This window comes from Bradyrhizobium sp. CB82 (genome assembly GCF_029714405.1).
Classification (GTDB): Bacteria; Pseudomonadota; Alphaproteobacteria; order Rhizobiales; family Xanthobacteraceae; genus Bradyrhizobium.
The window spans coordinates 5,028,599-5,048,573 of the sequence record NZ_CP121650.1; the positions used below are offsets into that span (position 1 = coordinate 5,028,599).

The 19,975-nt window shown below is 64.1% G+C and carries 18 protein-coding genes; 7 read left to right on the top strand and 11 right to left on the bottom strand.

The features are described from left to right. Positions 1 to 133 precede the first annotated feature (133 nt). Genes QA640_RS24495 through coaD form a run of 4 tightly spaced genes read right to left on the bottom strand, consistent with a single transcriptional unit; the run spans position 134 to position 2,123 of the window. Positions 134 to 598, bottom strand: a complete 465-nt coding sequence (locus tag QA640_RS24495; protein WP_283035503.1) for a peptidylprolyl isomerase — start codon at positions 596 to 598, stop codon at positions 134 to 136. Beyond that, positions 595 to 1,005: a hypothetical protein gene (locus QA640_RS24500; RefSeq protein WP_283035504.1), complete on the bottom strand. Its 411-nt coding sequence runs from the start codon at positions 1,003 to 1,005 to the stop codon at positions 595 to 597. Before QA640_RS24500 ends, QA640_RS24495 begins: the two co-directional genes overlap by 4 nt. Positions 1,006 to 1,013: 8 nt before the next feature. Next, on the bottom strand, positions 1,014 to 1,589 hold the full coding sequence (locus QA640_RS24505) for a peptidylprolyl isomerase (RefSeq protein WP_283035505.1): 576 nt from the start codon (positions 1,587 to 1,589) through the stop codon (positions 1,014 to 1,016). A gap of 36 nt (positions 1,590 to 1,625) precedes the next feature. Further along, positions 1,626 to 2,123 carry a pantetheine-phosphate adenylyltransferase gene (gene coaD, locus QA640_RS24510; protein WP_283035506.1) on the bottom strand — a complete coding sequence of 166 codons (498 nt, stop codon included), beginning with the start codon at positions 2,121 to 2,123 and terminating at the stop codon, positions 1,626 to 1,628. 253 nt (positions 2,124 to 2,376) lie between these two features. Here coaD and QA640_RS24515 point away from each other — a divergent pair, with 253 nt between their 5' ends. Both QA640_RS24515 and QA640_RS24520 read left to right on the top strand, forming a co-directional pair. Further along, complete coding sequence (locus QA640_RS24515) at positions 2,377 to 2,634, top strand: hypothetical protein (protein ID WP_283035507.1); 258 nt, start codon at positions 2,377 to 2,379, stop codon at positions 2,632 to 2,634. A 200-nt stretch (positions 2,635 to 2,834) separates the two neighbouring features. Then, the gene (locus tag QA640_RS24520; protein WP_283042876.1) at positions 2,835 to 4,688 is read left to right on the top strand and encodes a KUP/HAK/KT family potassium transporter; all 1,854 of its coding nucleotides are present in this window, start codon (positions 2,835 to 2,837) and stop codon (positions 4,686 to 4,688) included. 125 nt (positions 4,689 to 4,813) lie between these two features. Here the strand turns inward: QA640_RS24520 and gyrA are convergent, their stop codons facing one another. The 3 genes from gyrA to QA640_RS24535 form a co-directional block, all read right to left on the bottom strand. Continuing rightward, the gene (gyrA, locus tag QA640_RS24525) at positions 4,814 to 7,555 is read right to left on the bottom strand and encodes a DNA gyrase subunit A (RefSeq protein WP_283035508.1); all 2,742 of its coding nucleotides are present in this window, start codon (positions 7,553 to 7,555) and stop codon (positions 4,814 to 4,816) included. A gap of 168 nt (positions 7,556 to 7,723) precedes the next feature. After that, positions 7,724 to 8,122 (bottom strand): DUF2306 domain-containing protein, encoded by a 399-nt coding sequence (locus QA640_RS24530; RefSeq protein WP_283035509.1) that lies wholly within the window; start codon positions 8,120 to 8,122, stop codon positions 7,724 to 7,726. Positions 8,123 to 8,313: 191 nt separating this feature from the next. Beyond that, complete coding sequence (locus tag QA640_RS24535; protein WP_283035510.1) at positions 8,314 to 8,805, bottom strand: single-stranded DNA-binding protein; 492 nt, start codon at positions 8,803 to 8,805, stop codon at positions 8,314 to 8,316. A 441-nt stretch (positions 8,806 to 9,246) separates the two neighbouring features. Here QA640_RS24535 and QA640_RS24540 point away from each other — a divergent pair, with 441 nt between their 5' ends. The 3 genes from QA640_RS24540 to uvrA all read left to right on the top strand — a co-directional run bounded on the left by QA640_RS24540 (position 9,247) and on the right by uvrA (position 14,259). Further along, a complete protein-coding gene (locus QA640_RS24540) occupies positions 9,247 to 10,008 on the top strand; it encodes an outer membrane beta-barrel protein (RefSeq protein WP_283035511.1) in 762 nt (253 codons plus the stop codon). A 236-nt stretch (positions 10,009 to 10,244) separates the two neighbouring features. Continuing rightward, positions 10,245 to 11,003 (top strand): outer membrane beta-barrel protein, encoded by a 759-nt coding sequence (locus QA640_RS24545; protein ID WP_283035512.1) that lies wholly within the window; start codon positions 10,245 to 10,247, stop codon positions 11,001 to 11,003. Between the two features lie 280 nt (positions 11,004 to 11,283). Further along, positions 11,284 to 14,259 carry an excinuclease ABC subunit UvrA gene (gene uvrA, locus QA640_RS24550; protein WP_283035513.1) on the top strand — a complete coding sequence of 992 codons (2,976 nt, stop codon included), beginning with the start codon at positions 11,284 to 11,286 and terminating at the stop codon, positions 14,257 to 14,259. 7 nt (positions 14,260 to 14,266) lie between these two features. On the opposite strand, the gene QA640_RS24555 is transcribed toward uvrA, so the two are convergent. Beyond that, positions 14,267 to 14,800, bottom strand: a complete 534-nt coding sequence (locus QA640_RS24555; protein ID WP_283035514.1) for an RNA 2'-phosphotransferase — start codon at positions 14,798 to 14,800, stop codon at positions 14,267 to 14,269. A 37-nt stretch (positions 14,801 to 14,837) separates the two neighbouring features. Here QA640_RS24555 and QA640_RS24560 point away from each other — a divergent pair, with 37 nt between their 5' ends. Further along, complete coding sequence (locus QA640_RS24560) at positions 14,838 to 15,479, top strand: HAD family hydrolase (RefSeq protein ID WP_283035515.1); 642 nt, start codon at positions 14,838 to 14,840, stop codon at positions 15,477 to 15,479. A gap of 35 nt (positions 15,480 to 15,514) precedes the next feature. Next, positions 15,515 to 16,438, top strand: coding sequence for a nucleoside hydrolase (locus tag QA640_RS24565; RefSeq protein WP_283035516.1), 924 nt, complete (start codon positions 15,515 to 15,517; stop codon positions 16,436 to 16,438). A 28-nt stretch (positions 16,439 to 16,466) separates the two neighbouring features. Here QA640_RS24565 and QA640_RS24570 read toward each other — a convergent pair whose 3' ends face one another. The 3 genes from QA640_RS24570 to QA640_RS24580 form a co-directional block, all read right to left on the bottom strand. Continuing rightward, the gene (locus QA640_RS24570; protein ID WP_283035517.1) at positions 16,467 to 17,222 is read right to left on the bottom strand and encodes an AAA family ATPase; all 756 of its coding nucleotides are present in this window, start codon (positions 17,220 to 17,222) and stop codon (positions 16,467 to 16,469) included. A gap of 95 nt (positions 17,223 to 17,317) precedes the next feature. After that, positions 17,318 to 18,178 (bottom strand): DUF296 domain-containing protein, encoded by an 861-nt coding sequence (locus QA640_RS24575; RefSeq protein ID WP_283035518.1) that lies wholly within the window; start codon positions 18,176 to 18,178, stop codon positions 17,318 to 17,320. A 9-nt stretch (positions 18,179 to 18,187) separates the two neighbouring features. Then, on the bottom strand, positions 18,188 to 19,792 hold the full coding sequence (locus tag QA640_RS24580) for an acyl-CoA synthetase (protein ID WP_283035519.1): 1,605 nt from the start codon (positions 19,790 to 19,792) through the stop codon (positions 18,188 to 18,190). Positions 19,793 to 19,975: the final 183 nt, after the last annotated feature.

The following is a 19,975-nucleotide window of genomic DNA, read 5'->3' on the forward strand; positions in this document are numbered from 1 at the left end:
CGACGTACGCCAGCCCCTCATCCTGAGGAGCGCGGAACGCGCGTCTCGAAGGATGAAGGCCCTTCTCAAGCATATCGGCCTTCATGGTTCGAGACGTCCTGCTACGCAGGCTCCTCACCATGAGGGTCAACGTCTACTCCTTGTCCGCCGCCATCCGCGCCTTGACGATCTTGTCCGGGTTTTGCACCGGCTCGCCGCGCTTGATCTTGTCGACGTTCTCCATGCCCGCGGTGACCTTGCCCCACACGGTGTACTGGTTGTCGAGGAAGCGGGCGTCGTCGAAGCAGATGAAGAACTGGCTGTCGCCGGAATCGGGGCTGGCGGCGCGGGCCATTGAGGCGGTGCCGCGCACGTGCGGCTCCTTGTTGAACTCGGCCTTCAGTTTCTTGCCTGAGCCGCCGGTGCCGGTGCCGTGCGGGCAGCCGGTCTGCGCCATGAAGCCGTCGATCACGCGATGGAACACGATACCGTCGTAGAAGCCCTCGCGCACCAGTTCCTTGATGCGCGCAACATGGCCAGGCGCGAGGTCGGGCCGCATCTCGATCGTGACGGGGCCCTGTGTGGTCTCGAGGATCAGGGTATTTTCGGTGACGCTCATGCTTTTCTCTCTTGGGTTGGGGGTGAAGTCTTCCGGCCGTGGAACTGGACCGCGACTGGTCGCCCCGCAGCGGCGCCGGCCATCGCTTCGGTAAATGGCATCGGCGAGCAGCGTTGCAATGCCTCCATCACCGCGATCCGGTACTGCAGCCGGTCATTGTCGGTGGCATCCTTGGACTCGTAGGTAATCCTCGGATGGCCCAGAATCTCTCCGGCGCGGTTAAAGCTCACGACGACAGTGATGTCGATGGGGCGAGCGTTGGCGGGTGGCGGCGGCTTCCAGCAACTGTGCAGTCGCACGAAGAGGTCGTGGAGGGTGTTGACCTGCTCTCCTTGCGCCGATGCGGCGCTCAGGCCGAGCAGGAGCACCGCAGCAGCTACGAGGAGCTTTTCGCCGCGGCGCCTCATCGCCTCTCCTATTTGATGTCGGAGGCGACCTGCACCTTCACCATCTTGTCGGGATCGGTGACGGTGCCGCTCGCGGATCCGGGTGAAGCCTTCTTCAGCTTGTCGACGACGTCCATGCCCTGCACGACCTCGCCGATCACGGTGTACTGGCCATCGAGGCTCGGCGCGTCCGTGAACATGATGAAGAATTGCGAATTGGCGCTGTCGACGCTGTCGCCGCGGCGGGCCATGCCGACGATGCCACGCGCGAAATGCACCTTCGAGAATTCCTGCTTCAGGTTCGGATATTTCGAGCCGCCAGTGCCGTTGCCGTTCTGGCCGTCGCCGGTCTGCGCCATGAAGCCGTCCATCACGCGGTGAAACGGCACGTTGTTGTAGAAGCCCTCGCGCGCAAGCTGCTTCAGCCGCTCGGCATGCTGGGGCGCCAGATCGGTGCGCAGCTTGATGACGATGCGGCCCTTGGTGGTGTCGATGACGAGCGCGTTGGCCTTGTCGAGGCCCGCCGGTAGGGTCTGAGCGACCGCAGGGGCCATGCCGATCAGCGCGGCAAAAATCGTGGCAAGGATTGCGAGACGACGGATCATGAAAACTCCGGATCAGATGAGATGAAATGCGCGCCGTTAGCCGGCGAATTTTGCCTTGAGCAGGCTTGCGACGAGCGGCGGCACGAACGCCGAGACATCCCCACCCATGCTGGCGATCTGACGTACCAGTGTGGCGGTGATCGGGCGGACCATGGGCGAGGCCGGCAGGAAGACGGTGTGCACCTCCGGCGCCATGGCCTCATTCATGCCAGCGAGCTGCATCTCGTAGTCGAGGTCGGTGCTGTCTCGAAGACCCCTGATCATGATGGCCGCGCCATGCTTGCGCGCCGCGCTGACGGTCAGGTCGTCGAAGGTCGTGGCTTCAAAGGCGCAGCCGGCCTGGGCGGCGATCGGCCCGCAGATGTCGTGGAGCATCTTCAGCCGCTCCTCCGCCGAGAACAGCGGCTTCTTGCCGGGGTGCACGCCAATCGCGACGACCAGCCGGTCGCACAGGGGAACGGCATGCCGGATCACGTCCAGATGGCCGTTGGTGATGGGATCGAAGGAACCCGGATAAAAGGCGATACGCGGCATGGCCTCCTCCTACCGCGCTATGCCCTGCCCGGCAAGCCAGCCCGGTTCCCTGCCCGTTTTTGCTACTTAAACCTGTCGGAATTCCCTGAACTGTTTCGTCCTTGGGATAGCGACGAAACAAAACGGATGGCGAACGAAACCATTTTCCGCATCCGCGAAGACGTCCGGAAACTGGCCATGGTTACTACTCCGCCCAACGAAATGACGGGCCGCAGCGAAATGGGCGCAGCGGCCGCATCACAGGGGACCGTCTATGATCAAGGCTCTTTCAGCGATCACTGTGGCTGCGTGTGTTGCGGCAGCCCTCACCATCCTGCCCGGCTTTGCGCCGACTGTCGAAGCCAGCGTGCCGCAACCCCTTGCCAAGGGTGACCGGCTGGATATCCGCGTCATCGGTAAGGATTGCTCGCAGCAGGCGTGGCCGAACTTCGAAGCCTCGTGTCTGCGCCGCGCCGGCACCAAGGCGAACGTCCGTGAGGCACGCCTGGTGACCGCCGACCGGACGCCGTAGACCAGGCTGCCTAATCCGACGTCATCAGGCGTCAGACAAACCCCATCAAACCCCATGGAAATTTGCGACGTCTCGTCGCAGACTGAGTTGACGACCGCGCCCCCGGATAAGCCGGCGGGCGCGTCGCCATGAGGGGGTTTCCATTGTCAAGTACGCCTGCTGTCGCTACCGGCCACCATCCCAATCCATTGCCGCTTGCCATGACCATGGGCGCCCTTGGGGTCGTCTATGGCGATATCGGAACCAGCCCTCTTTATGCCCTGAAGGAAGCCGCCAAGGCGGCCGCCCATGGTCAGACGGTGACCCCAGACGCCGTGCTCGGCGTTGCGTCCCTCATCCTTTGGGCGCTGCTGCTGATCATCTCGCTGAAATATGCGCTGCTGATTCTGCGCGCCGATAACCGCGGCGAAGGCGGCATCGTGGCGCTGCTGGCACTGCTGCATGCTCGTCAAGCCCAGCCAGGCACCTGGCGCGCGCACCTCCTGGTGGTCGGCCTGGTCGGCGCCGCCCTGCTCTATGGCGACGGCGCGATCACGCCTGCGATCTCGGTCCTGAGCGCCATCGAAGGCCTGAAAGTGGATGCGCCATCGCTCGCACCGGTGGTGGTGCCCATCACGATCGCCATCCTGATCGGTCTCTTCATGATGCAGAAGCAGGGCACCGGCTTCATCGGCCGGATCTTCGGTCCGGTCATGCTGGCCTGGTTCGGTGTGCTCGCAGCGCTCGGCATCCACGGCATCGTCAAGGCGCCTGCGGTGCTTGCCGCGCTGAGCCCGCTCTATGCCTTCGAATTCCTGATCCACCAGGATTTCCACGTCTCCTTCGCGATCCTCGGCGCGGCCTTCCTGGCGGTGACCGGCGGTGAGGCGATGTACGCCGACATGGGGCATTTCGGGCGCTTGCCGATCCGGCTGGCCTGGTTCGCAATCTGCCTGCCGGCCTTGGTGCTCAATTATTTCGGTCAGGCCGCGCTGCTGATCAGCGATCCCAGCCAGATCGACAATCCCTTCTTCCAGCTCTGCCCGGACTGGCTGCACTATCCGATGGTCGCCTTCTCCGCGGTTGCGACCGTGATCGCCTCGCAGGCGATCATCTCCGGCGTGTTCTCGCTGACCCAGCAATCGATCCAGCTCGGCTTCCTGCCGCGCATGCAGATCCGCCACACTCAGAGCGAAGCGATCGGACAGATCTATGTGCCGCTGGTGAACTGGCTGCTTGCCGCCGCAACGCTCGGCGCGGTGCTCGCCTTCGGCACCTCGGACGCGCTCGCCGGCGCCTACGGCATCGCGGTGTCGCTCTTGATGGCGATCACGACGCTGCTCGCGGCGCTGGTCGCGATCCAGTGGGGCTATTCGCCCTGGCTCGTGGTCGCGGTCAACGGCTTCTTTTTCGCGATCGATACGATCTTCTTTGCGGCCAATTCGATCAAGTTGTTCGAGGGCGGCTGGTTTCCGCTGCTGCTCGCCGGCTTCGTCGCGTTCCTGATGCTGACCTGGCGCAGCGGCGTCAAGCTCGTCGAGCGCGCCCGCGCTCGGCTGCGCCAGCCGGAGGAAGATCTGATCGAGACCGCCGTCAACAAGTGTCGCGCCAGGCTTCCCGGCACCGCCGTCTATCTGGCCTCGGCGCCCAATGGCGTGCCGCTGGCGCTGACGCAATTCGTCAAGCACAACCGCGTCCTGCATGAGCGCCTGCTGCTCGTCACCGTGCTGATCGAGGAAGTGCCGCACGTCCCCGACGAGGAACGCGCCGAGGTGATCGAGATCATACCGGCGATCACGCGCGTGATCCTGCACTACGGCTTCATGCAGAACCCGACCATCTATGAGGGGCTGAAGCTCGCCTGCCGGCAGGGTAAGCTGCCGGGCATCGACCTCTCCGACATCACCTATTACGTTGGCCGCGAGACGATCATCCCGCGCGAAGACGTTCCGGGCATGTGGGTCTGGCGAGAGTCGCTGTTCGCGTTCCTGCAACGCAATGCGGAGCGCTCGGCCGCGTTCTTCGGCGTCCCGACCGGACAGGTCATCGAGTTCGGCACGGAGCTGGAGATCTAGGGAGATCTCGTAGATGGGGTAACGGGCCGGCCGCCCGATGACAGGCTCCGCGCAATCCGGGTCCTTCGTGATGGCAGACGATGTCCCGGGTTTCGCTTGCGCTCGACCCGGGCTACGCGCCCGACCTAGCCGCCGTTGCCGTTCTCGCCGTTGCCGTTGTCGGCCTCTTCCGTGATGTGCTCGACCGAGACGACGTGCTCGTCCTCGGCGGTGTCGAACACGATCACGCCCTGCGTCGAACGGCCGGCGATGCGGATGCCTTCGACCGGGCAGCGGATCAGCTGGCCTTTGTCGGTGACCAGCATGATCTGGTCGGCCTCCTCCACAGGGAAGGACGCCACCAGATTGCCGTTGCGGTTGTTGACGCTCATCGCAACGATGCCTTTGCCGCCGCGGCCCGTGGTGCGGTACTCGTAGGACGAGGTCCGCTTGCCATAGCCGTTGACGGACACCGTGAGCACCACCTGCTCGGCCGCCGACATCTCGACATAGCGCTCCTGCGGGAGCTGGAAGCTGCCCGAGGTCTCTTCGGCCTCGGCGTCTGCCCCGGCCTCCTCCGCCGCACCTTCGCCGGCGACGGCGCGGCGCATCTTCAGGTAAGCCGAGCGTTCGTCCGAGGTCGTCTCGACATGGCGCAGGATCGCCAGCGAGATCACCTTGTCGGCCCCTGCAAGCGCGATGCCGCGCACGCCCATCGAGGTGCGCCCCGTGAACACGCGCACGTCGGTGACAGGGAAGCGGATGCACTGGCCGCCGGCGGCGGTCAGCAGCACGTCGTCGCGCTCGGTGCAGATCTGCACGTCGACGATCGATTCATTGTCATCGAGCTTCATCGCGATGATGCCGGAGCGGCGGACGTCGACGAAGTCGGACAGCTTGTTGCGCCGGACATTGCCTCCGGTTGTGGCGAACATCACGTCGAGCTCGCCCCAGGTGGACTCGTCCTCGGGCAGTGGCATGATGGTGGTGATGCGCTCACCCTGCTCCAGCGGCAGGATGTTGATCAGCGCCTTGCCGCGCGCGTTCGGCGCGGCTATCGGCAGTCGCCAGACCTTCTCCTTATAGACCTGGCCGCGCGAGGAGAAGAACAGGACCGGCGTGTGCGTGGAGGCCACGAACAGCCGGCTGACGAAATCCTCCTCGCGGGTCTGCATGCCGGCGCGGCCCTTGCCGCCGCGGCGCTGGGCCCGATAGGCCGACAGCGGCACGCGCTTGGCGTAGCCGGCGTGGGAAACGGTGACGACCATGTCCTCGCGCTGGATCAGGTCCTCATCCTCGACCTCGCCCTCCTGCTCCATGATCACGGTCCGGCGCGGCGTGGCGAACTCCGCCTTCACCTCGGCGAGCTCGGCCTTGATGATGTCGAGGATGCGGGCGCGCGAGCGCAGGATGTCGAGATAGTCACTGATCTCGCCGGCGAGTTTTGAGAGCTCGTCGCCGATCTCGTCGCGGCCGAGCGCGGTAAGACGCGCCAGGCGCAGCTCCAGAATGGCCTTCGCCTGATCCAGCGACAGGCGGATGGTACCGTCAGCATTGATCCGGTGACGGGGATCGTCGATCAGCGTGATGATGTCCTCGACGTCGCGCGCCGGCCAGTCGCGCGTCATCAGGGTGTCGCGGGCAGCCGCAGGCGTCGGCGAGGTCCGGATCACGCGAATGATCTCGTCGATATTGGCGACCGCGATGGCGAGACCGACCTGCTCATGCGCACGTTCGCGCGCCTTGCGCAGCTTGTACTTGGTGCGGCGGGTGACGACCTGCTCACGGAAGCCGACGAAGATCGTCAGCAGGTCCTTCAGATTCATCGTCTGCGGACGGCCGGAGTCCAGCGCCACGCTGTTGACACCGAAGCTCGTCTGCAAAGGCGTGAACTTGTAGAGCTGGTTCAGCACCACGTCGGGCATGGCGTCGCGCTTGAGCTCGACGACGACGCGGTAGCCCTCGCGGTCGGATTCGTCACGCAGGTCGGCTATGCCCTCGATCTTCTTGTCCTTGTAGAGCTCGGCGATGCGCTCGACCATCGTCGCCTTGTTCACCTGATACGGGATCTCGGTGATGACGATCGCTTCGCGCTCTTTTCGGATCGTCTCAAACGCGACCTTGCCGCGCATCACGATGGAGCCGCGACCGAGATGGTAGGCGTTGCGGATGCCCTGGCGACCGAGAATGATACCGCCGGTCGGGAAATCCGGGCCCGGGATGATATTGATGAGATCGTCGATGGTCAGCGACGGATTGTCGATCAACGCCAGGCAGGCGTCGATCACCTCGCCGAGATTGTGCGGCGGGATGTTGGTGGCCATGCCGACGGCGATGCCGCCGGCGCCGTTGACCAGCAGATTGGGGAACCGCGCCGGCAGAACCACCGGCTCCTTGGTCGAGCCGTCGTAATTGTCCTGGAAGTCGACCGTCTCGTTGTCGATATCGTCGAGCAGCTTGAGCGCGATTTTGGTCAGGCGCGACTCGGTGTAGCGCATCGCCGCCGGCGGATCGCCGTCGACCGAGCCGAAATTGCCCTGCCCGTCCACCAGCAGCTCGCGCATCGAGAAGGGCTGCGCCATGCGCACCAGCGCGTCATAGATCGCCTGGTCGCCGTGCGGATGGTATTGACCCATGACGTCGCCGACGATACCGGCCGACTTCTTGTGCTTCTTGTCGGGCGTATAGCCTTCCTCGTTCATCGAGAACAGGATGCGGCGGTGCACCGGCTTCAAGCCGTCGCGCGCATCGGGCAGCGCGCGCGCCACGATCACGCTCATGGCGTAATCGAGGTAGGACTTCTTCATCTCGTCGAGGATCGAGATCGGGCGAATGTCCGAAGGATGCTCCGGCTTGTCGCCGGGCTTGTCGTTATCGTCGTCAGCCAAGGGGGGATCCGGTGAATTTCTGTCCGGGAATCATATAGCGCATCGAGGGTCTGATAACCACCCTCGCGCGCTCCCGGGAGGCGCTTTTTCCGCTTATTTTTCCAACGACTTACGGCTCCCGCGAAGCCTCGTTTGGGGAGGCCGGAACGGGCCCGTTGAAACCCTCTCTCACGAGCCGAAAATCACGTGATGCATGATGCGTCCCGGCAGCAGCGTGAACAACCCCGCGATCACCAGCGCGCCGGCGAATGTGAAGATCATGATGCGCCGATGATCGGCGACGCGGTGGGTGCGGGCCCGCCACACCGCGAGCGGCAGCATCGCGAGCGTGAAGATCGACAAAAGATGGATCGGGCTGAACGGCCCGACCAGCCGGATCTGGTGGATCCAGAACGACGACGAGGCCACGATGGCCATCAGCACCACCCAGATCCAGCCGACGGTCCGGTGCGGCAGGGTGCCTTTGGGGGCGGCAAACTGGACGACGCCGAGCACGAAGGCGGCCATCGCCGCAAAGGCATGGAGCGGGACGGCGGGAGCTGCGTCAAGCAGTGGCGCGAGGGTCATGGCTGCAGCGTCCCAGTTGCGCCCGCAGTTGGCGCAGGCGATGTAAATCGCATTAACATGAAGTTAATACCATTCACATCGCCCAACGTCCAATCCCTTGAGACACGACATTAGCCGAGCCCGCAAGAGACACGCTCCACCAGCCGGTTGATCGGAAATCCTGTCCTTCTGCACGAAGGCTCGCGACGTCCTCAGAACGGGATGTCGTCATCCATATCGCTGTTGCGGCCCCCGCCCGCGGCAACCGCGCGGCGCGGCGCACTGCCGACCGGGCTGCTGGAGCCGAAATCGCCGCCCGGCTCCTCGCCGAAGCTGCCACCTCCGCCGCCGCCACGGCCGTCGAGCATCGTGAGGTTGGAGTTGAAGCCCTGCAGCACCACCTCGGTCGAGTATTTCTCGACGCCGCTCTGGTCGGTCCATTTGCGGGTCTGGAGCGCGCCTTCGACGTAAACTTTCGCGCCCTTCTTCAGATACTGTTCGGCAACCTTCGCGAGGCCCTCGTTGAAGATCACCACGCGGTGCCACTCGGTCTTTTCCTTGCGCTCACCGGTCGCCTTGTCCCGCCAGGTCTCCGATGTTGCGACGCTCAGATTGGCGATCGGCCGCCCGTCCTGGGTGCGGCGGATTTCCGGATCCTTGCCCAGATTTCCGACCAAAATGACCTTGTTGATGCTTCCCGCCATCGCCGCTCTCCACTCCAAACTGCGAAATTGTTCGAAAAAAGCCGGAGCCGTGCCAAAACCGCTCGCTGCCGCCTGCTGAGGGACCCTATACGCTCGCAGGTGTCACCGAGCCCGCGGTCCCGCAGGTTATCCCCATATATAGCACCTGGCCCAGCAATGTTCCAGATTTGTTCCGGGATGGCGGATACGCCCGCAACATGAGGTTGCATGCCCCAGGAAATCATCGGAACCGCATGGAACTTTTCCGAGTTCCCGGCAAACGAAAATACCACTTAACGGTCATTAACTTAGGAACCGCGCAGTTCGCGCGCGACTGTTGCTTTTGGGAGACGGACTCCGCTGCCAAATCAGACTAGGCTCGGCGCGAGATTAATTCATTGGGCGTCGCGCCTGATTGACCGCTTCGGGGACCAGAGAAGCGGCGTAGCCGGAGGGATTGAAATGAAGAAGATTTTGGTGGGGGCCATTGGTGCAGTTGCGCTGAGCCTGTCGGCTCCGGCGAGCGCGGCGGATCTCGCTGCACGTCCGTACGTAAAGGCTCCGCCCCCAGCGATCGCCGCGGTCTACGACTGGAGCGGCTTCTACATCGGCATCAACGGCGGCGGCGGCTCGGCCCACAAGTGCTGGGACTTCGTCACGGTGACAGGCGCTCTCGTGGGCGAGGGTTGCCACAATGCGACCGGCGGCACGGTCGGTGGCCAGATCGGCTATCGCTGGCAGACCGGCCAGTGGGTGTTTGGTTTCGAGGGCCAAGGCAACTGGGCCGACTTCCGGGGCGACAACATCAGCCTCGCCTTCCCGGCGGACCGCAACCGCTCGCAAATCGACGCCTTCGGCCTGATCACCGGCCAGATCGGCTATGCCTGGAACAACGTGCTGTTCTACGTGAAGGGCGGCGGTGCGGTGGTCGGCGACAAGTACGACGTCTTTACCGCGCCGGGCTTCGTCGGTGCCGGCACCTTGGTGGCGTCGGCTCGCGAAACCCGTTGGGGCGGCACGGTTGGCGCCGGCCTCGAATTCGGCTTTACACCGAACTGGTCCGTGGGCGTCGAGTACGACCACATCTTCCTCGGCCATCGCACGATCGGCTTCACGACGCCCGGCGGCGTGTCGGCCGGAAGCGACCGGATCGGCCAGGACGTCGATATGGGCCTCGTCCGCCTGAACTACCGCTGGGGCGGCCCATTGGTCGCGAAGTACTGATCTTCGCCAAAAGCTCCTCTGTTGAAAAGGCCGGCCTCGCGCCGGCCTTTTTGCTGCGCGGGTGCGGCCAACATGAATAGGTCAGTCATCCTCACACATTTTCCGCATGGTGTTGCATCTCGGGTACACAACTAGGAGCTTCGCTGGTGTAAGCACGCCATCAATTGGATCATAGCGTCCGATGCCCTTCCCGAGGGAAGGCAAAAACAGAAACTGGGACTGGGATAATTCAGAAAATGAAGAAGGTTTTGTTGGCTTCGGCCAGTTTGTTCGCACTCAGCACGTTCGCGCCGGCCATGGCTGCCGATCTGGCGGCCCGCCCGTACACCAAGGCACCCATCGCTCCGGTTGCCGTCTATGACTGGACTGGATTCTATATCGGCCTCAACGCGGGCGGTGGCTCGAGCCACAATTGCTGGGATCTGATCAATGTCGGCGGTGTCGCCGGCGGTCCGGTGGCTGAAGGCTGCCACGACGCTACCGGCGGCATGGTCGGTGGCCAGGTCGGCTATCGCTGGCACGCCACGAACTGGGTGTTCGGCCTCGAAGCCCAGGGCGACTGGGCCGATCTCAAGGGGTCGAACACGAGCTTGGCGTTGGGTGGCATCGGTGCGAACAACACCAAGATCGACGCGATCGGCCTGTTCACCGGTCAGGTCGGCTACGCCTGGAGCAGCGTGCTCTGGTACGTGAAGGGCGGCGCTGCCGTCACGCACAACAAGTACCGCGGCACCTTCGTCGGAACCGGCACCGAGTTCGACAGCGCTAGCGAAACGCGCTGGGGTGCGGCGGTCGGCACCGGAGTTGAGTTCGGCTTTGCGCCGAACTGGTCGGTGGCGGTCGAGTACGACCACCTGTTCATGGACAAGCGGGACGTCACCTTCCCTGCGACCGCATTTACAGCCTCCCGCATCGACACCATCAAGCAGGACGTCGACATGGCCACGGTACGCGTGAACTACCGCTTCGGCGGCCCGGTGATCGCGAAGTACTGAGCTTCGCAGACGATCGATTCTCGACGGGAAGGCCGGCCTCGCGCCGGCCTTTTTGTTTGTTCCGGACGCGCACGCCGCGCCGACTCCTGCCACGTCCTGCCAGCGCGCCAACAATCCGTTGACGATTCGCAACTCGCACTGGAAATCCGCCCTCGTTCTTCCTACGTTCGCAGCACCCATTGGCGTCCATCCCCGGTTCCGGGCGAAGGCGCGCCTGAACGCCGGCGCGCGCAGCGCCCGTGGGTATTTCCTTTGGGAATTTTCCTTGGGGACCACCAGGATGGATGAAGTGATCAAGGCGAAGCGCCAACAACAGAACGCGGGATCACACCTGCGCGCAATTACGATTCGTGGCGCGCGAGAGCACAACCTCAAGAACATCGACGTCGAGATTCCCCGCGACAAGCTCGTGGTCTTCACCGGCCTCTCCGGCTCCGGAAAATCCTCCCTCGCCTTCGACACCATCTATGCCGAAGGCCAGCGCCGCTACGTCGAGTCGCTGTCGGCCTACGCGCGCCAATTCCTGGAGATGATGCAGAAGCCGGACGTCGACCAGATCGACGGCCTGTCGCCGGCGATCTCGATCGAGCAGAAGACGACCTCGAAGAACCCGCGCTCCACCGTCGGCACCGTCACCGAGATCTACGACTACATGCGCCTGTTGTGGGCGCGCGTCGGCGTGCCCTATTCGCCCGCGACCGGCCTGCCAATCGAGAGCCAGACCGTCTCGCAGATGGTCGACCGCGTGCTGGCGCTGCCCGAGGGCACCCGCCTCTATCTGCTCGCGCCGGTCGTGCGCGGCCGCAAGGGCGAGTACAAGAAGGAGCTCGCCGAATGGCTCAAGAAGGGCTTTCAGCGCGTCAAGATCGACGGCACCTTCTATGAGCTTGCCGAGGCGCCGACGCTCGACAAGAAATTCCCGCACGACATCGACGTCGTCGTCGATCGCATCGTGGTGCGCGCCGATATCGGTCAGCGCCTTGCTGAGAGCTTTGAGACCGCGCTGAAGCTCGCCGAGGGCCTTGCCGTCGTCGAGTTCGCCGACGCGCCGGCCGCAGCACCTGCGGAAGAGAAAAAGAAGACCGCAAAGATCCACGACAGGAGCGGCCCCGAGCGCATCCTGTTCTCGGAAAAGTTCGCCTGCCCGGTCTCCGGCTTCACCATCCCCGAGATCGAGCCGCGGCTGTTCTCCTTCAACAATCCCTACGGCGCCTGCCCCGCCTGCGGCGGTCTCGGCGTCGAGCAGCATGTCGACGAGGACCTCGTCATCCCCGACAAGGAGCTCTCCCTGCGCAAGGGCGCGATCGCGCCCTGGGCCAAGTCGTCATCGCCCTATTACGAGCAGACGCTGACGGCGCTCGGCAAGCACTACAAGTTCACGCTCGACACCAAGTGGAAGGACCTCGCCAAGAAGACGAAAGACGCGATCCTCTACGGGTCCGGCGAGGACGAGATCAAGTTCTCCTACCAGGACGGCGTTCGCTCCTACGACACCAAGAAGCCGTTCGAGGGCGTCATTACCAACATCAACCGCCGTTACCGCGAGACCGAGAGCGAATGGGCGCGCGAGGAGCTCGCGAAGTACTTTCACGACGTCCCCTGCGAGGCCTGCAAGGGTTTTCGGCTGAAGCCCGAGGCGCTCTGCGTCAAAGTCGGCGGCAAACATATCGGCGAGATCTCGGAGCTGTCGGTGAAGCGCGCCGGCGAATGGTTCGAGACCGTACCCGAAGCGCTGAACAAGCAGCAGAACGAGATCGCGGGTCGCATCCTCAAGGAGATCCGCGAGCGCCTCACCTTCCTGCTCGACGTCGGGCTCAACTATCTCACACTTTCCCGCTCGTCCGGCACGCTGTCCGGCGGCGAAAGCCAGCGTATCCGCCTCGCTTCGCAGATCGGATCGGGGCTGACAGGCGTGCTCTACGTGCTGGACGAGCCGTCGATCGGCCTGCACCAGCGCGACAATGCCCGCCTGCTCGACACGCTGAAGCGCCTGCGCGACCTCGGCAACACCGTGGTCGTGGTCGAGCACGACGAGGACGCCATTCGCCTTGCCGACTACGTCCTCGACATCGGCCCCGGCGCCGGCATGCATGGCGGCCACATCGTCGCCGAAGGCACGCCCGCCGAGATCATGCGCAACCCGAAATCGCTCACCGGCAAGTACCTGACCGGTGAGCTCGAGGTCGAGGTGCCGGAGCGGCGTCCGCCGAACCATCGCCGCACCATCAAGGTGGTCAATGCGCGTGGCAATAACCTCAAGAACGTCACGGCGGAGATTCCGCTCGGCTTGTTCACCTGCGTCACCGGCGTCTCCGGCGGCGGAAAGTCGACGCTGCTGATCGACACGCTCTACCGCGCCATCGCCCGCAAGCTGAACGGCGCCAGCGAAGGCGCCGCCCCGCACGACCGCATCGAGGGCCTCGAGCACATCGACAAGATCATCGACATCGACCAGTCGCCGATCGGACGCACCCCACGCTCGAACCCTGCGACCTACACCGGCGCCTTCACGCCGATCCGCGAATGGTTCGCAGGCCTGCCCGAAGCGAAGGCACGCGGCTACGAGCCCGGCCGCTTCTCCTTCAACGTCAAGGGCGGCCGCTGCGAGGCTTGCCAGGGCGACGGCGTCATCAAGATCGAGATGCACTTCCTGCCCGACGTCTACGTCACCTGCGACGTCTGCAAGGGCAAGCGCTACAACCGCGAGACGCTGGAGGTTCTGTTCAAGGGCAAGAGCATCGCCGACGTGCTCGACATGACCGTCGAGGAAGCCGCCGAGTTCTTCAAGGCGGTCCCGCGCGTCCGCGAAACCTTCAACACGCTGCACCGCGTCGGCCTCGACTACATCCATGTCGGCCAGCAGGCCACCACACTCTCCGGTGGTGAAGCCCAGCGCGTCAAGCTCGCCAAGGAGCTCTCCAAGCGCGCCACCGGCCGCACGCTCTACATCCTGGACGAGCCGACCACCGGCCTGCACTTCCACGACGTGAAGAAGCTCCTGGAGGTGCTGCACGAGCTGGTCGCGCAGGGCAACACTGTCGTCGTCATCGAGCACAATCTCGAGGTCATCAAGACCGCAGACTGGGTCATCGACCTCGGCCCCGAAGGCGGCGACGGCGGCGGCGAAATCGTCGCCTGGGGCCCGCCGGAAGACATCGTCAAGGCACCGCGGAGCTACACCGGCAAGTTTCTGGAGCCGGTGCTGAAGAAGGCGGGGAAGCAGAAGCGACGGAGCACGAGCGAGGCGGCGGAGTGAGCCTGCTTCATACAGCGACGGGGGCCAAAAACTCCGGCGACACGAGGTCTGTCAGCCACACGCCGTTATCTGCACGATAAAACTTGAAGCCTTGCGCATGCATTGCGGTGGCATCGACCTTGAAGATGTATGGCTTTCCGTGGCGCTGACCGACGCGTCGCGCGGTCTCCTCGTCACTGGATAGATGTACCTGTTGGCGCGCTTGCGGCTTCAGGCCCTCTGCCAGGATCGCTTCCACAAACCGCGTTGCCGTGCCGTGAAACAGCACCGGCGGCGGGGCGGCACGAACGCGGAGCCCGTCGGGTGACACGGAAAATCGCTTCTTGTCGCTGGTTGCCACGACATGCAGCAGGTCATCTCGGCCGAACGTCGTGCCGGCCACATTAGCCTTTTCGATCAGCACATCGATGTCGGCCCACCCCTCGGCATCAAGCGTGAGCCCTATCTGATCCGGCTGGTGCCGCAGCACGAAGCTCAAGAATTTGCAGAGTTGGACCTGATCCATTGGCAATCTATTCATCCTTGCCACCTTCTTGTACATCTCAGATTGACCCGCGACGAGACTTCTTTCCTGAGAGATGCCCTACTCCCTCGCAATCTTCGATCTCGACGGCACGCTCGCCGACAGCTTCCCCTGGTTTCTGCGCACCATCAACGACGTCGCCGACCGCTTCGGCTTTCGCCGTGTGACGGATGAGGAGATCGAGGGGTTGCGGCATGCTTCGACCCGCGAGATCCTCAACCACCTCGAGGTGCCCTTGTGGAAGCTGCCGGCGATCGCGCGGCATGCGCGGCGGCTGAAGGCGGAGGCAACGGCGGAGATTTCCCTGTTCGCCGGCGTCGAGGCCATGCTGCAGACGCTTTCGGCAAGCGGCGTGCAGCTCGCACTGGTGACCTCGGACAGCGAAGCCAATGCGCGCGAGAAGTTGGGCGCGGCAGCTAACCTGTTCGCGCATTTCGACTGCGCCGCTTCGCTGTTCGGCAAGCCCGCCAAATTCCGCCGGGTCATCCGCCGCTCCGGCGTGCGGCCGGCAGAGGTGATCGCGATCGGCGACGAGGTCCGCGATATCGAAGCGGCGCGCGCGGTGGGGACTGCGAGCGGCGCGGTGTGCTGGGGGTATGCGGCGCCGGCGGCGCTCAGGGCGCACGGGCCTGACCACACGTTCGAGCGGATGGACGAGATTGCGGATGTGCTATGTCGGTCTCCGCCAAAGGCCTGATTTCGAGAACCTGAGAGCGAACCGGGGAGACGGTGATGGCAATCACGGAAACCGCCCGTTTGAGGCTGCTGGAGCCGCCTGTCGGCAAACTGCGCGTCGTGCTCGACACCGATACCTACAACGAAATCGACGATCAGTTCGCGCTCGTCCAGATGCTGCTCTCGAAGGAGCGCTTCGACGTCGAGGCGATCTACGCCGCCCCGTTCTTCAACGAGCGCTCGGACAGCCCGGGCCATGGCATGGAGCTGAGCTATCAGGAAATCCTGCGCCTGCTGGAGCGTCTGAACGTTTCGCCTGACGGCCTGGTTCATCGCGGCGTCACCGACTATGTCGGCCCCCGAAAGGAAGCCCGCGAGGCGCCGGCGGTCGATGACATGATCGCGCGAGCGCGGGCCGGATCGCCCGACAAGCCGCTCTACGTCGTTGCCATCGGTGCCGTCAGCAACGTTGCGTCGGCGCTCCTCAAAGCGCCCGATATCATGGATCGTGTCGTGGTCGTGTGGCTTGGCGGCCATGCGCTGGAATGGCCGCACACGATCGAGTTCAATCTCAAGCAGGATGTCGGCGGCGCCCAGGTGCTGTTCGACAGCGGCGTTCCGCTGGTGCTCGTGCCGTGCAAAGGCGTCACCTCACATCTTCACTCGACCGTGCCGGAGATCGAGCGTTACGTCGAACCGCACGGCAGCATCGGCGCGTTCCTGGCGATGCGCTTCAAGGACCACGCGTCCGATCACCTCGGCTGGTCGAAGGAAATCTGGGACATGGTGCCGGTCGGCTGGCTCCTGAACCCCGTGTGGGCACCGAGCGTGATCATCCCGGCGCCTATTGTGACCGAGCAGATGACGTGGAGCACCGATCGCAGGCGACATGCGATCAGGTATGTGACGTACGTGGATCGGAATCCGATTCTGAGGGACTTTTTTCTGAAACTGAAGGCGTTTGCCGCGCAAAACGCGTAGTTCGTGATGCCCAGTGCGTCGTGTCGCCCTACTCGTCCTGGAGCGCTGCGTCGATGAATCCGGCCGGATCGTCGCAGAACTCGCGCATCACCTTGAAATGGTCCGTCTCCCGCAACGTTGCCGGCGCCAGTCCGGCTTTGGTCAGTCGCAACAGGGTCGCATTGGGATAGGCCATCAGCATCGGCGCGTGCGTAGCCATGATGACCTGGCAGATGCGGGAGTCCTCCATGCGCCGCAGCAGCTTCAGGAATTCGATCTGCCGTGCCGGCGAGAGTGCCGACTCCGGCTCGTCGAAAATGAAGATGCCCTGGCGCTGGCAGCGCTCTTCGAAGAAGCGCAGAAAGCCTTCACCGTGGGAATAGGACAGAAAATCGGGAGGCTCGGTCGAGACCTCGTCGAGATATCGTGCAACGGAAAAGAACGTCTCTGCGCGAAAGAACCAGCCGTTGGTGATCTTCGGCAACCAGCCGGCGCGAAGCGCGACCGACAATTCGCCGCCCATGATTTCCATCGCGTTGGAATGATCGACAGCGCGATAGCCCTTGCCTCCGCCCGCATCGTCATAGCCGGCAACCGCCGCAATGCCCTCCAAGATCGTCGACTTGCCGGTGCCGTTCTCGCCGACGATGATGGTGATCGCGGTGTCGAAGCTGAGATCGAACTCTTCGTTGAAAATCGGCAAGCAGTAAGGATAGGCTTCCCAATCCGGCACCAGCGAGCGGTCCAGCCAGACGCGCCTGAGGTAGGGCGCGGGCAGCCTTATATCGCGATTCCGTCCACGCATCTCCACTCCTCCCCGTTGACACCTCCACGGAACATAACAGGAACAATTGCGCTGGGGAAGTAGTATCAACCGACCGCCGCAAGCCCAGGTCGCGCCTAGTCCAGCACTTCCAGCACCAGTTCCATGGTCATCAGCACGGGATTGTCGCCGCGGACCAGGCGGCCCTCGGCGAGGCCGCCGGTGTAGTCGACCAGGGCAACATCGAGCTCCGCCTCCAGCGCACCGGAGCGTCCCGACGCGATTGTACCGGTCGTCACAGCCAGCTCGGTCGCAAAGGGCTCGGTCACGCCGCCATGGGTGAAGCGCGCGCCGATGGTCGAGCCGACGCCGCCATGGATCTTCGCATGCCTGATCCCGTGCCCACGGCAGAAGCCTTCGAGCGCCCCTGCGAAGTCCTGGTTTGGCCGCAGCCGCAATGCGAAGGCGCGGGCAGTCGTGCGTGCGCCGGTCGCGCGCGAGTTCAGCGGTCCGAACAGCTTGAAGTTGGTCTCAGGGTCAGGCTCCGCCGTGAACATCGCGCCGTCGATGCCGAACGCTGCGACCTCGAACGATTCGGCGACGACAGTCTCCTCCGGCAGCATGTGGCCGCCGTTGGCGCGACCGTCCGCCTCGGTCCAGAGCCCATGGCAGTGAAAATACGACGCGCCGTCGCGCCTGCCCAGCGTCAGGCTGCCGAGCCGCAAGCGCGTCACATCCTGGGGACGAAAGGTCTCGCTGTAGAACGCGGCGTTTTCGCCGGTCTTCGACAGCGCCGGCATCACGTAAGCGAACGGGCCGAGCGCGCCGTGCCCGAAATTGAGCACGCCGCCGGAAAAGCCCTCCGCCGCAAAGCCGCGGCGCGCGGCTTCAAGCAACGGCATGCCGGCCTCGAGCCTGAACGCGAAGGCCCGCCCCCTCGCCTCCACCCACTGGATACGCTCCGCGACCGGTTCGCCCGGCTGCTTGATGCTCCGCATGATCAGCGCTCAGCCCGCCTGCTTGTTGTCGAGATCGAGCAAGCCGCGCGCCTCGAGCTCGTCGCGCACCATCCGCTTGGGGATCTTGCCATAGCCCGACTTCGGCAGCGCCTCCCAGAAGAAGAAGCGTTTCGGCATCTTGTAGCGCGGCATCTTTGGACCGAGGAACGCGGCCATCTCCGCCTCGCTCACGGGCTTGGCACCTTCGCGCGCGACGCAGACGGCAACGCCGACTTCGCCCCAGGTCGGATCGGGCACGCCGAGGACGGCCACCTCGCCGACTGCGGGATGCGTCAAGATCTTCTCCTCGATCTCGCGCGGATAGATGTTGGAGCCGCCGGAGATGTACATGTCGGAGGCACGTCCCGTGATGTAGACGAACCCCTCCTCGTCCATGTGGCCGAGATCGCCGGTGCGGAACCAGCCGTTGCGAAACGCCTTCGCGTTGGCCTCGGGGTTGTCGTAATAGCCGGCGAACACCGCAGGACCGATCACGCAGATCTCGCCGCTCTGATTGGCCCCGAGTTCGCGGCCCTCGTCGTCCTGGATCGAAACCTGCATGCCCGTGCGCTCGAAGCCGCAGGTGCCGATCTTGGCATGCGAACCGTCCTCGATATCGTGCAGCGCCGCCGGCAACACCGTGATGTTGCCGGTGACCTCGCCGAGACCAAAGTACTGCACGATGACCTTGCCGAGCTTGTTCAGCGCGGTCTTCTGATCCTCGCGATACATCGGCGCGCCGGCGTAGATCACGTGGCGCAGCGAGGAATGGTCGAATTTGTCGACCGCGGGATGCTCGACCATCATCTTGAGGATCGTCGGCACGGTGAAGAGATTGCTGACGCGATGCGTCTCGATCAGGCGGAACGCCTCGCCGATATCGAATTTCTCCGTCGGCAGCAGCACGGTGCGCGCGCCGCGCGCCGTCTGCATCAGCTGATGCACGCCCGCGCCATGCGACAGCGGCGCCACCACGAGCGATGCGTCCGCTTCGGTGGTGCCGGGGGTCAGATCGGCAAGGTGATTGGTGACCACAAAACCCATCTGGCCATGCGTGAGCACGGCCGCCTTGGAACGGCCGGTGGTGCCGGAGGTGAAGAAGAACCAGCAGGGATCGTCATGCTCGACGGCGACGTTCTCGACATCAGCGCCGGCATGCTTGTTGATCGCCTCCGCAACCATCGTCTCACCGAACGCGCCATCACCAATGCGCCAGGTGAACTCCAGCGCGCTGCCGGTCACGGCCGCAGCATGCTCCGGAAAATCGCCGTGGCACAGGAATCCCTTTGCGCCCGAGGCCTGCGCGAGATAGGCGACCTCGTCCGGCATCAGGCGGAAGTTCGTGGGCACCCAGATCGCGCCGAGCCGGAACGCGGCGAACATTGAAAAGAACATCTCGTCGCCATTCTTGGAATGGACGAGGATGCGGTCGCCTTTGTTGATGCCGCGCGTGGCGAGCGCAGCGGCGAGCGCGGACACCTGCGCATCGATCTCGCGCCAGGTCCAGGATCTCTCGCCCCACACGAAACCAGGCCGCGACCCGTGCCGCCGCGCATTCTGCGTCAGCATGTAAGCCAGGTTCATGACGCGGCGCGACATCCGCAATGGCTGCATTGGGCTTCCTCTTCACTGGCGGACGGCGCGCAGGCGGGCCGCTCTTCGTAGCCCATTTATCGCCATCATCAGCGGGGCCGCAAGGCCGCCCGCCGCAGAGCCCCATTACGGCATCTTGAACGCGAAGTGCGTCTTGGAGATCGCTTTCTCCTTGAAGCAGGATGGTGAGCCGTGCCCGCCGCA

Excerpts from the sequence above, each read along its gene's own strand:
- QA640_RS24495 (WP_283035503.1), bottom strand. The coding sequence starts at position 598 with ATGAGCGTCACCGAAAATACCCTGATCCTCGAGACCACACAGGGCCCC.
- QA640_RS24500 (WP_283035504.1), bottom strand. The coding sequence starts at position 1,005 with ATGAGGCGCCGCGGCGAAAAGCTCCTCGTAGCTGCTGCGGTGCTCCTG.
- QA640_RS24505 (WP_283035505.1), bottom strand. The coding sequence starts at position 1,589 with ATGATCCGTCGTCTCGCAATCCTTGCCACGATTTTTGCCGCGCTGATC.
- coaD (WP_283035506.1), bottom strand. The coding sequence starts at position 2,123 with ATGCCGCGTATCGCCTTTTATCCGGGTTCCTTCGATCCCATCACCAAC.
- QA640_RS24515 (WP_283035507.1), top strand. The coding sequence starts at position 2,377 with ATGATCAAGGCTCTTTCAGCGATCACTGTGGCTGCGTGTGTTGCGGCA.
- QA640_RS24520 (WP_283042876.1), top strand. The coding sequence starts at position 2,835 with ATGACCATGGGCGCCCTTGGGGTCGTCTATGGCGATATCGGAACCAGC.
- QA640_RS24530 (WP_283035509.1), bottom strand. The coding sequence starts at position 8,122 with ATGACCCTCGCGCCACTGCTTGACGCAGCTCCCGCCGTCCCGCTCCAT.
- QA640_RS24535 (WP_283035510.1), bottom strand. The coding sequence starts at position 8,805 with ATGGCGGGAAGCATCAACAAGGTCATTTTGGTCGGAAATCTGGGCAAG.
- QA640_RS24540 (WP_283035511.1), top strand. The coding sequence starts at position 9,247 with ATGAAGAAGATTTTGGTGGGGGCCATTGGTGCAGTTGCGCTGAGCCTG.
- QA640_RS24545 (WP_283035512.1), top strand. The coding sequence starts at position 10,245 with ATGAAGAAGGTTTTGTTGGCTTCGGCCAGTTTGTTCGCACTCAGCACG.
- uvrA (WP_283035513.1), top strand. The coding sequence starts at position 11,284 with ATGGATGAAGTGATCAAGGCGAAGCGCCAACAACAGAACGCGGGATCA.
- QA640_RS24555 (WP_283035514.1), bottom strand. The coding sequence starts at position 14,800 with ATGTACAAGAAGGTGGCAAGGATGAATAGATTGCCAATGGATCAGGTC.
- QA640_RS24560 (WP_283035515.1), top strand. The coding sequence starts at position 14,838 with ATGCCCTACTCCCTCGCAATCTTCGATCTCGACGGCACGCTCGCCGAC.
- QA640_RS24565 (WP_283035516.1), top strand. The coding sequence starts at position 15,515 with ATGGCAATCACGGAAACCGCCCGTTTGAGGCTGCTGGAGCCGCCTGTC.
- QA640_RS24570 (WP_283035517.1), bottom strand. The coding sequence starts at position 17,222 with ATGCGTGGACGGAATCGCGATATAAGGCTGCCCGCGCCCTACCTCAGG.
- QA640_RS24575 (WP_283035518.1), bottom strand. The coding sequence starts at position 18,178 with ATGCGGAGCATCAAGCAGCCGGGCGAACCGGTCGCGGAGCGTATCCAG.
- QA640_RS24580 (WP_283035519.1), bottom strand. The coding sequence starts at position 19,792 with ATGCAGCCATTGCGGATGTCGCGCCGCGTCATGAACCTGGCTTACATG.